Below are 7,753 nucleotides of genomic sequence, written 5' to 3'. Positions count from 1 at the left end.
TGCTGGCACATCTTTAGATGAACTTATCTGTGCCTACTGCGCTCAATAGTGTCTCTTTTTTATTTGAAATGACTATAGTCGCTGTGCCGCAATCATTTCAGCCAAACACTGCGCCCATCCATTTTCAAAGTTATCTTGTTTCGCTTCAACTAATAGAAAGTAAGGTTGTTCAAAAACAACTTTTCCTAATGAAGAACGTTTAGCTAAAATATATTCAGGAAATCCTGAAAGATATTGGTCGCAGGTGAGAGATTGATGGCTCACAAAACAAATCCGCTGTAATAGTGCTTCCAAACTTCTTTGAGCACTGGATAAATCAAATTTTCGCCAACTGCCAATTCAGAATTGTCAACCACTCCTTCTCGCATAGTAAATTCCAAATCTTCTCGAAAATAATCGGAGACATGAAACTCTGTTTCTACTATGAAATTTGATTCGGTGTAGGTAACTTGAAATTCTTTGAGGACTGAACTGACGGTTTTGTAAGCGCTGGAGGGCATAATAACCTCCAAAATTGAGGTGGCGTATTTTATAGAGATGATTTTAGCACGGGGAAAGGGCGATCGCTTTTGATAAAATGGGGTAGTGGAAGAAGCGGCTGTATTAAATTGTGCAACAATCTAGAAATTTTTGAGGAGTTGCAGTTAAACTCGTTGGGATAAACGACAAATAACTGAGGTAAAACTCATGGTAAAAATTCAAGCGATCGCCTGGGCAACAGTTTGCACTTTACCGCTTTCTTTATCTCTATCGTTTGCAGCTTGGGCAGACAAACGAAACCAGCCGTGTCAAGCTAATTTAGATAGCAGTAAGGGAATTGACGACGAGGTGAACAACTGTCCAATAACCGTGGGGCAGTTTTCGATTCGGGGAACCTTTTCTAACTCAAAGTGGCAAGCTTCTTTTTGGGCGTGGGAACCGGCTTATTACATCCTTTACGTTAAAAACGAACAAGATGGTAGTAAGATTAACCTAACAGGTTTTGATGTTAAGGGTACGACAAGCAGACCGCAGTACCGCTTCACCGATCGCGATCGGGGTATTACCTATATTGTAACTTTCCAATATTCAGACCGGAACGCGATTCGATTGGAAATTTATAAAAATAATGTGGCGATTGTCAATGAATTGCTAGTACGGGAGTCAGACAAACTAATCGGCGGGCCGTGATAAAAATTCGAGCGATGTCTTCTGTTGAGGTTGTGGCTTCGGCGAATTAGTCAACCTCTCACTCTTGTTCAAAGCTAACACCTTCATACAGCAGGTCGATCGCACATTCAAACTCAATGCTTGCTAGGGCGAGATCCTCTCCAGCTTTATACACATAATATAGTAAATATAGTAGCCGTTTTTTGCAAGTGCATAAGATAGGCGATCGTCCTTGGTGAGATGGGTGGGAGAGGGGCGATCGCTTTTAGTAAAAAGAGCGATCGGGCTACTCCAGACGATCGTATTTTTTGATATTGCCATTTTTTACCTCTGTAATTCTGAGTTTTACAATATCTCCAATAGCAAATGAAACAGACTTTTTATAAAAATCTTCTGTCTTCCCAAGCTTTGAGCCATAGACCTCATAGGTAATCGTAGTCTTGGTTTTTTTACTGTCTATAACTTTAGTTGCAATATCTAAAACTTTAGCTTCTACAATTTGACCATCAGAAAATTTATTAGCGTCGTCAGATTGAGAAACTTCTGTAGCTGATGAAGTGGTCATGATGGATGATTCCTGGTTGTAGGGATGTATAGAAGCTCGTAGAGTAGGGCGATTATTTCCTTGCTTTTGTATTATTACCTGCAATGGTGTAGGTAGTACGCGCCGAGTTTTATACTCATTCGGATCGCCGTCTAATGGTTGTTTTTGGCGTTCAATTTCCATGTAACGTGTTTTATCTGTCGAAGGGCTATCTTGCCAACTCAGCATTGCTAAAAGCATTTGAATACGCTCAATATCCCTGAACTTTCCAGTCTGCCGAATCTTTTCTAGCACATAATTTTCAAAAAGTATTGGATAATCTAGGTTGTCTTCAAACTCTTCGCCAATTGCCCAATTAAGACCGTCGAATAAGCTGCTATAGCGTCGGTTGCGCTTGCTAAGATACAATTTTGACTCAATCTTGACTGCTCCCATTCCCAAAGGTTTTCCCATCCCTAATGACAGGCGATATTTTTCATTTTTAGCAATATCAAGCACCCATAATAACGCCCCAAGTTCTACATGAGTCAAATTGTCAAAGTAAATAGTGAATTGAAAATCAACTCCAGGCTTTATTGGCTTAATTTCGGTTTTTTGCGTATCCGAAACATGATTGGGATTTTCATGTTTAATTGCCGGAGATGAGCCTTTATGCCAGTAGAGCTTGTGTCCGCGGATAATAGTGTCTTCATCTGGCTTACTAGCATAGTGTTTCAAATCGTTTTTAGCATGACTGGTTTGAACTAAGTAGTGTTGAAAAGTGGTTGGTTTAGGACTGGCAAGAATCTTAGGTGTGATTGTGTTGCCAGTTAACCATATATCGTCACGGGTAGTTTGTTTACAAATGGCCTCACTGATAAATACTCTCCCACAACGGGCTTTGGCTTGTTCTTCTCCTGCTTGTTTATCTTTAATAAAGCCAAAAATAGCATCAGCCAAGTCTATTTTATCAGACTTACCTAAACCATAAGGAATAAAATCAACTGCTGAAGCAGCTTTTCCATCACCTTGATGAGAATATGGAATGCGAAAATTAGGACTGTGACCGAATAAAGTTATAACCTTTTCATTTTGTTGTGGCTGACAGTAAAAGATAGGCAAACTATCTTGTAAAACTCCTAAATTACTATCAAACGGATTCGACTTTTGAAAGTCAGTAAGTGCATCGCAGTAATGCTCAACAGCAATAGGGTCAATTTCTAGTCTATTTGGACTTGGACTCTGCTGAAATACTATACAATGATTGCGGCGGGTGGTTTTCTTAGAAGAGTCATCACTTTGTTTCATATTACCGCTGCTGACTAACATCCCGTTATTCATTGGATGAGTATTAGGCGGGCTAACATCCTCTGCGAAATAACGGTTATTCTTGTTTTTATTGATATTCTTAAAGCTAACGGGGATGTGCTGAGGTAAATATCCCGGCTCATCCATTTTGATTAATTTAGGAAAATCAACAGTTGACAAATCTTCCTCTTTAACCCAAGCAAATGTAACGCCTTTGAGAGATTTTGCTGGACAAACAAACCAGCGCTCGCCTTCTTTTTTTAGATAACCAGCCTTGACCTTTTGAGGATTTATATATTTCTTGTATGCTTGAGCTAAAGAATCATCATTTTCAGTAGTAGCAACGGCCCGAAAGAAAAAATGTTGCCGATCCGATACTCGCTCTATCTTGCTAAAACTAATAATTTCAACAAGCGTTCGTAGCATTCCGCGCAAGCTACTACCAGGAATGACAGGCTGTTGAGTTTCAGCAGTTGGATTGGTGTAGAAGAAGTCTGGCAAGTCTTTAGCTTCTTTGCCATCTTTAAATTCTTCTGTCGTTAATCCGCAGCGAATGTATAGAGGTGATGAAGTAGTTAAAGTACAGTCAATTTTTCCCGTGTGACGCTTTGGATCGTAGCAGTTGCTTTTGGGCAGATAATCTTCAGTCACTTCTACCACTCGATCGGGTAGTTCGACAAAATTGTAAGGCGCGATCGCCTGCCGATTTTCTGGTATTTGTCTCAAATGTTTAGGAGCCATAGTAAATCCTCAATATTTCTAGTTTTTCTGAGTTTTTAAATCAACAAGACGGCTGAGATATATCCGAGCTATACCTGTATCATCAGAAGTAATGTAGTGATGTACAAGAAGACGAACCGGACGTTTTTTCCCATCTTTATCAAAAGTAATACCTGTTAATGGTACGGCGTGTCTGAGTCCCTGAGAACCATCAGAAAGTAAGGTAAAGCCTTCTCTCTCTTTTCCATGCGTTCCATAGAGAATTTGGGTTTCTGTGATTTTATCCTCTTCTGACTTACCAATGAAACGGCATTTCCACTTCACTCCACTCTGCCAAAGGAATATTTCACCATTTTTACCAAATACACGACATTGTTGCAATGTCAATAACCGTAGCTTGGGAAAGCAAACATGAAAATTAGGTTTGTGAAATATCTTTTCAGCAGTGGTGAGTTTCCAATTATTTAACTCATCAAAACGACCCCAAATTACCCCATCATCAGCATGACCTAACAAATAAGGTAGTTGATAAGACTTGGCTTGCTCCTCTAGCCAACTGCATAACTCATCGTCATTAACGAATTCTTTAGTTTGAGATGAACAATCCATCGCATCCTTCATACCTCTACCTCCTTCCCTAAATGTGCTAACAATGCTTTGACAAATCTTTCTAGCGTATCTCTAACTGATTCTCCCGAACCCCCTTTATCAGCTTTATCGATAATGTGCAATGTTCCATTTTCCTCAAAAATTTCCCATTGTTGTGGATTTTGTGGATGATGATGTATTAAGTCTGCCTTGATTCCTTTTAAACGTCCTCTGCCAATACTGCTTTCACCCCCCACAGGTAAATCACTCGTCCACAAATCTTTCAGCAATAGTAACAGCAAGCCAATTTCATATTCATTCGGGTTACGCAACTCTAACTCAATACAGACGCGAGTTTCATCACCACCAAATATAGGTTGTTCGTCAAATAATGCGCCGTGATATGCACCTCCTGTAAAACGGTCGATCGCAATCCGATTTTGTACTAAGTCAGTTGCATCTTTGATAACTTTCTCGTGGACAACCAAACGGCTAGCTTGAGATTGCTTACCAACCACAAAACCAAATAATTTATCAACAATAGGCGAGCAACTACCTAATGTTTTGACAATACGCTCTGCTCTATGGCGTAATACTCCGGCTAAACTTGTACCGGATAATACTGACACTGGAGCGGATTCGTTAGGTCGATGAGATTTCAAGTGTACGACATCGGGAGCGCGTCCAGTTGAGTCTTCACCGGAACGGATGAGGAGGGAACCTACTAATTTGAATTCGGCGTGGATGAGGAAGCGATCGCGCTTATCTTCCCAACTTTCTTCTATCTGAAGTCCTGCTTGAGTTAGTCCCTCTTTAATTAATGTGTATACGTTAAATATAGGTATGAAACCTGTACGCCAATGCTCAAATTTTAACCATAAATTTATATCATTAGCATCTGCCAAATTAAAGTTCCAAACCTGCCACTCTTCGACATGACAGCAACCAAAACCGCGCCGCTTTTTCATGCCAATCCCAATTTCACCTTTTTCTAAGCCTTGTAAAGCCCATGCTAAATCATTAATTAATGCTTGCTGTTCTCCAGTATTTTTATTTTTCTCTACTAATAATTCAAAGGAAAGTGAAAATTTTGTTCCTGCCGCTAACAGTTCCAAATCGTATTTATGACCTGGTTTTGCCGTGCCAGTTATGGCTTCAATTTCTACACCATCTCTTAATTCCACAGTGGGAATAGTGCTGCTGATAGCATCATTGATAATTAATGGACTTTGTTCGCCATCAGGATCGCGACGAGTACCACCAAATAAGCGAGTAGCCCGATCGCCCTTTTGTTCCTCTACACCGTATCCGTGTTGGTACTCCCGCAAATAGTTGCGCAAAGCACCTGCAATCGATGCACCAGTTAAAAGCGCACAATCGCTCACACTATCTCTCAGCAATGCGATATCCGTTGGACTATCTGCGTCACCGCTTCCCAAGCAAGTCGGCGTATCTAAGATTAACGTACCCCGTACAATGATGCGTTGGGCGATCGGGCGGTGACAGCGATTTAGACGTTCTTGAGTCATCATTTTTTCTCCTTAGTTGCCTTCTTCGCTACCGCCATAATCAGCCGCAGCGTGTACTTTTCAGCTAGCTTATCTTCTCTAGCGCGATCGTCATCAAACTTGCGATCGATATCAGCAATTCTTACTTCTATTCCATTAATCCAATCAGTTGGGTTGCTCAACCACTCATCTAGCTGTTGTCTGAATGATTTATCGCCAATTTTTGTGCGCTCAAATTGATTCTTCGCCTTCGATGGTAAATTATTTAGCAGTGAGACAACTAAACTAAAATCGCCATTGGAAAGTCCTTGTCGTGCAACAGACTGTAGTCGTGATAATTGACTGTTACTAATGCCTTCTTGCAAAGTTAAATATCCTACTTTCTTTTGCAGTGCTTCCTCTAGTTTTTGTTCTAACAATCTTTGTGTCATCTGTTCAGCTAAAAGACGCGAACCTTTTTTCAAGGAAGTAGAGCTACTAAATGGCTGAGCTAAACTGACTGTAAACTTTTCATATTGTAGCCAATTGATAGCAATTCGTCCAAAACCATCTTCTCTTCTCTCTCCAATTCCCTGAGCTTCAAGTTGTTGAATTTGTGATTCATTCATCTTAAGACCTTCAAAAACGATCGCACTGCCTGCAGCCAATGCTGGCACTTGCGGTAAAGGCAATCCCCATTTACGGTTAAACCCACCAATTAAAGTGCTACCAGCGAAAATATTGCTAGGTTCAGGCAATGAGATATTTAACACTTCCTCGACAGCTTGTTTAATTAATATTGGATCGGCTACAGGTTGACCATCTTTGCTTCTCAAAAGTGTGTCGCTCAGAAGTGTAATTATTAACTGCTCCTGATTTTCACGGTCTTCTGCTGGAACTCCAATTTCATTCCAATCATTAAGATTAAGAGGTTTTGCATCTATAATCTTAGTATGTCCGTATCCAGCACTTTGAGAACCGCCTAACCAGATGTTTGGTTCGGTGACTAATAACATCTGAATTGCGATCGCGTCTCCATCTTCGCAGAGGATGACTGATTGAAATGTTTGTCCCGCATCTAGGGCATCGTAGCGGAAGATTTCACCTTGATTGTCTGTAGAACGTCCTTTTTGGCGATCGCGAAAATTATGAATATTAATCCGCCGCTTGTCTTTGTATAAATTAACTACTCCACCTTTCTTAGTCCAAAAGTATTCACCCACAGATTTAGGATTTTCTGGATCTTCTCCTCTCTCAATACTGAAATCATAGACAGTTATAGGCGAATCCTCCTTAACTTCTGCATCCTTATCCTTGAACCAAGATAAAGGCAGAGGAAGAGTGCGTTGCGATTGCTTTTCGTAACTCAAAAGGTAAGCATTTAAGTAGCGCGTACTGTTGGCATCGAAGAACAATCTCTTCACTTCTTCATTGGTTAAATCAAGTTCTGACAAGTGATGCTGCCTCATGTAACGCCCAATAATTGCACCGCGAATCATACTGCCCGGAATGTAAGAGTACGATACATCGCTGTTGGGATCGCCTTGAAATGAAGTAGCGAGAATTGGTTGCTGAGTATGTAATGTTAAAGTAATTGCTTTCATGCAACTTTCTCCTTAATTTATTTTGCAAAATAGTTAGCATAGTGATGCGTAATGTCATCACCGTTTGCATCATCATGTAACGTACATTGGACGTGACCCCGACCTCGATTGCGTCCGCTACCCAAGCGCCGAAGTGCCAACGCACCAACTGCTAAAAGCGATAGCATTTCATCACTTGGCATCTTCTCAAAAATTAAGTCAGCCGTGAAACAAATGTCGCGCAAAACTACGCGAAATGAACGCAAACTCCCCTCATATGGTGTACCGGATTGTGGGTCTATAGAAGTTTGACGGCGGATCATTGGTAACAAGTTAAGCTTGTATGCCAGTTGTCAAGGGGAGTTCAGAAGATTTCTCAAAGAAAAATTGATTCT

Annotated in this window: 9 protein-coding genes; 1 reads left to right on the top strand and 8 read right to left on the bottom strand. The window is 40.7% G+C overall.

Translation table 11 applies throughout. The features are described from left to right. Positions 1-72: 72 nt before the first annotated feature. A complete protein-coding gene (locus tag QUA97_RS27665) occupies positions 73-264 on the bottom strand; it encodes a hypothetical protein (RefSeq protein ID WP_333197490.1) in 192 nt (63 codons plus the stop codon). Then, on the bottom strand, positions 261-500 hold the full coding sequence (locus QUA97_RS27660) for a hypothetical protein (protein ID WP_333197488.1): 240 nt from the start codon (positions 498-500) through the stop codon (positions 261-263). The genes QUA97_RS27665 and QUA97_RS27660 overlap by 4 nt, the downstream gene beginning before the upstream one ends. 187 nt (positions 501-687) lie before the next feature. On the opposite strand from QUA97_RS27660, the gene QUA97_RS27655 reads away from it, so the two are divergent. Beyond that, entirely contained in the window at positions 688-1,170 is a 483-nt protein-coding gene (locus QUA97_RS27655) for a hypothetical protein (protein WP_333197486.1), read from the top strand. A 123-nt stretch (positions 1,171-1,293) separates the two neighbouring features. On the opposite strand, the gene QUA97_RS27650 is transcribed toward QUA97_RS27655, so the two are convergent. The 6 genes from QUA97_RS27650 to QUA97_RS27625 are packed head-to-tail and all read right to left on the bottom strand — an operon-like array spanning position 1,294 to position 7,624. After that, positions 1,294-1,470: a hypothetical protein gene (locus tag QUA97_RS27650; RefSeq protein ID WP_194068483.1), complete on the bottom strand. Its 177-nt coding sequence runs from the start codon at positions 1,468-1,470 to the stop codon at positions 1,294-1,296. Further along, positions 1,436-3,721, bottom strand: a complete 2,286-nt coding sequence (locus QUA97_RS27645; protein WP_194068485.1) for a TIGR03986 family type III CRISPR-associated RAMP protein — start codon at positions 3,719-3,721, stop codon at positions 1,436-1,438. The genes QUA97_RS27650 and QUA97_RS27645 overlap by 35 nt, the downstream gene beginning before the upstream one ends. Positions 3,722-3,739: 18 nt before the next feature. Next, positions 3,740-4,321: a type III-D CRISPR-associated protein Csx19 gene (gene csx19, locus QUA97_RS27640; protein WP_194068487.1), complete on the bottom strand. Its 582-nt coding sequence runs from the start codon at positions 4,319-4,321 to the stop codon at positions 3,740-3,742. Next, complete coding sequence (locus QUA97_RS27635; RefSeq protein ID WP_333197484.1) at positions 4,318-5,817, bottom strand: RAMP superfamily CRISPR-associated protein; 1,500 nt, start codon at positions 5,815-5,817, stop codon at positions 4,318-4,320. Before QUA97_RS27635 ends, csx19 begins: the two co-directional genes overlap by 4 nt. After that, complete coding sequence (locus tag QUA97_RS27630) at positions 5,817-7,379, bottom strand: hypothetical protein (RefSeq protein ID WP_194068489.1); 1,563 nt, start codon at positions 7,377-7,379, stop codon at positions 5,817-5,819. Before QUA97_RS27630 ends, QUA97_RS27635 begins: the two co-directional genes overlap by 1 nt. A 17-nt stretch (positions 7,380-7,396) precedes the next feature. Beyond that, positions 7,397-7,624 carry a hypothetical protein gene (locus tag QUA97_RS27625; protein WP_333197481.1) on the bottom strand — a complete coding sequence of 76 codons (228 nt, stop codon included), beginning with the start codon at positions 7,622-7,624 and terminating at the stop codon, positions 7,397-7,399. Positions 7,625-7,753: the final 129 nt, after the last annotated feature.

Source organism: Microcoleus sp. CZ3-B2, from assembly GCF_036705055.1.
In the GTDB taxonomy this organism is placed as follows: domain Bacteria; phylum Cyanobacteriota; class Cyanobacteriia; order Cyanobacteriales; family Microcoleaceae; genus Microcoleus.
Note: the sequence above shows the minus strand (reverse complement) of the source record. Positions and strands in the feature narration are given on the sequence as shown.

Coding starts and splice junctions, on each gene's coding strand:
- QUA97_RS27630 (WP_194068489.1), bottom strand. CDS start 7,379: ATGAAAGCAATTACTTTAACATTACATACTCAGCAACCAATTCTCGCT.
- QUA97_RS27660 (WP_333197488.1), bottom strand. CDS start 500: ATGCCCTCCAGCGCTTACAAAACCGTCAGTTCAGTCCTCAAAGAATTT.
- csx19 (WP_194068487.1), bottom strand. CDS start 4,321: ATGAAGGATGCGATGGATTGTTCATCTCAAACTAAAGAATTCGTTAAT.
- QUA97_RS27655 (WP_333197486.1), top strand. CDS start 688: ATGGTAAAAATTCAAGCGATCGCCTGGGCAACAGTTTGCACTTTACCG.
- QUA97_RS27635 (WP_333197484.1), bottom strand. CDS start 5,817: ATGACTCAAGAACGTCTAAATCGCTGTCACCGCCCGATCGCCCAACGC.
- QUA97_RS27650 (WP_194068483.1), bottom strand. CDS start 1,470: ATGGCAATATCAAAAAATACGATCGTCTGGAGTAGCCCGATCGCTCTT.
- QUA97_RS27645 (WP_194068485.1), bottom strand. CDS start 3,721: ATGGCTCCTAAACATTTGAGACAAATACCAGAAAATCGGCAGGCGATC.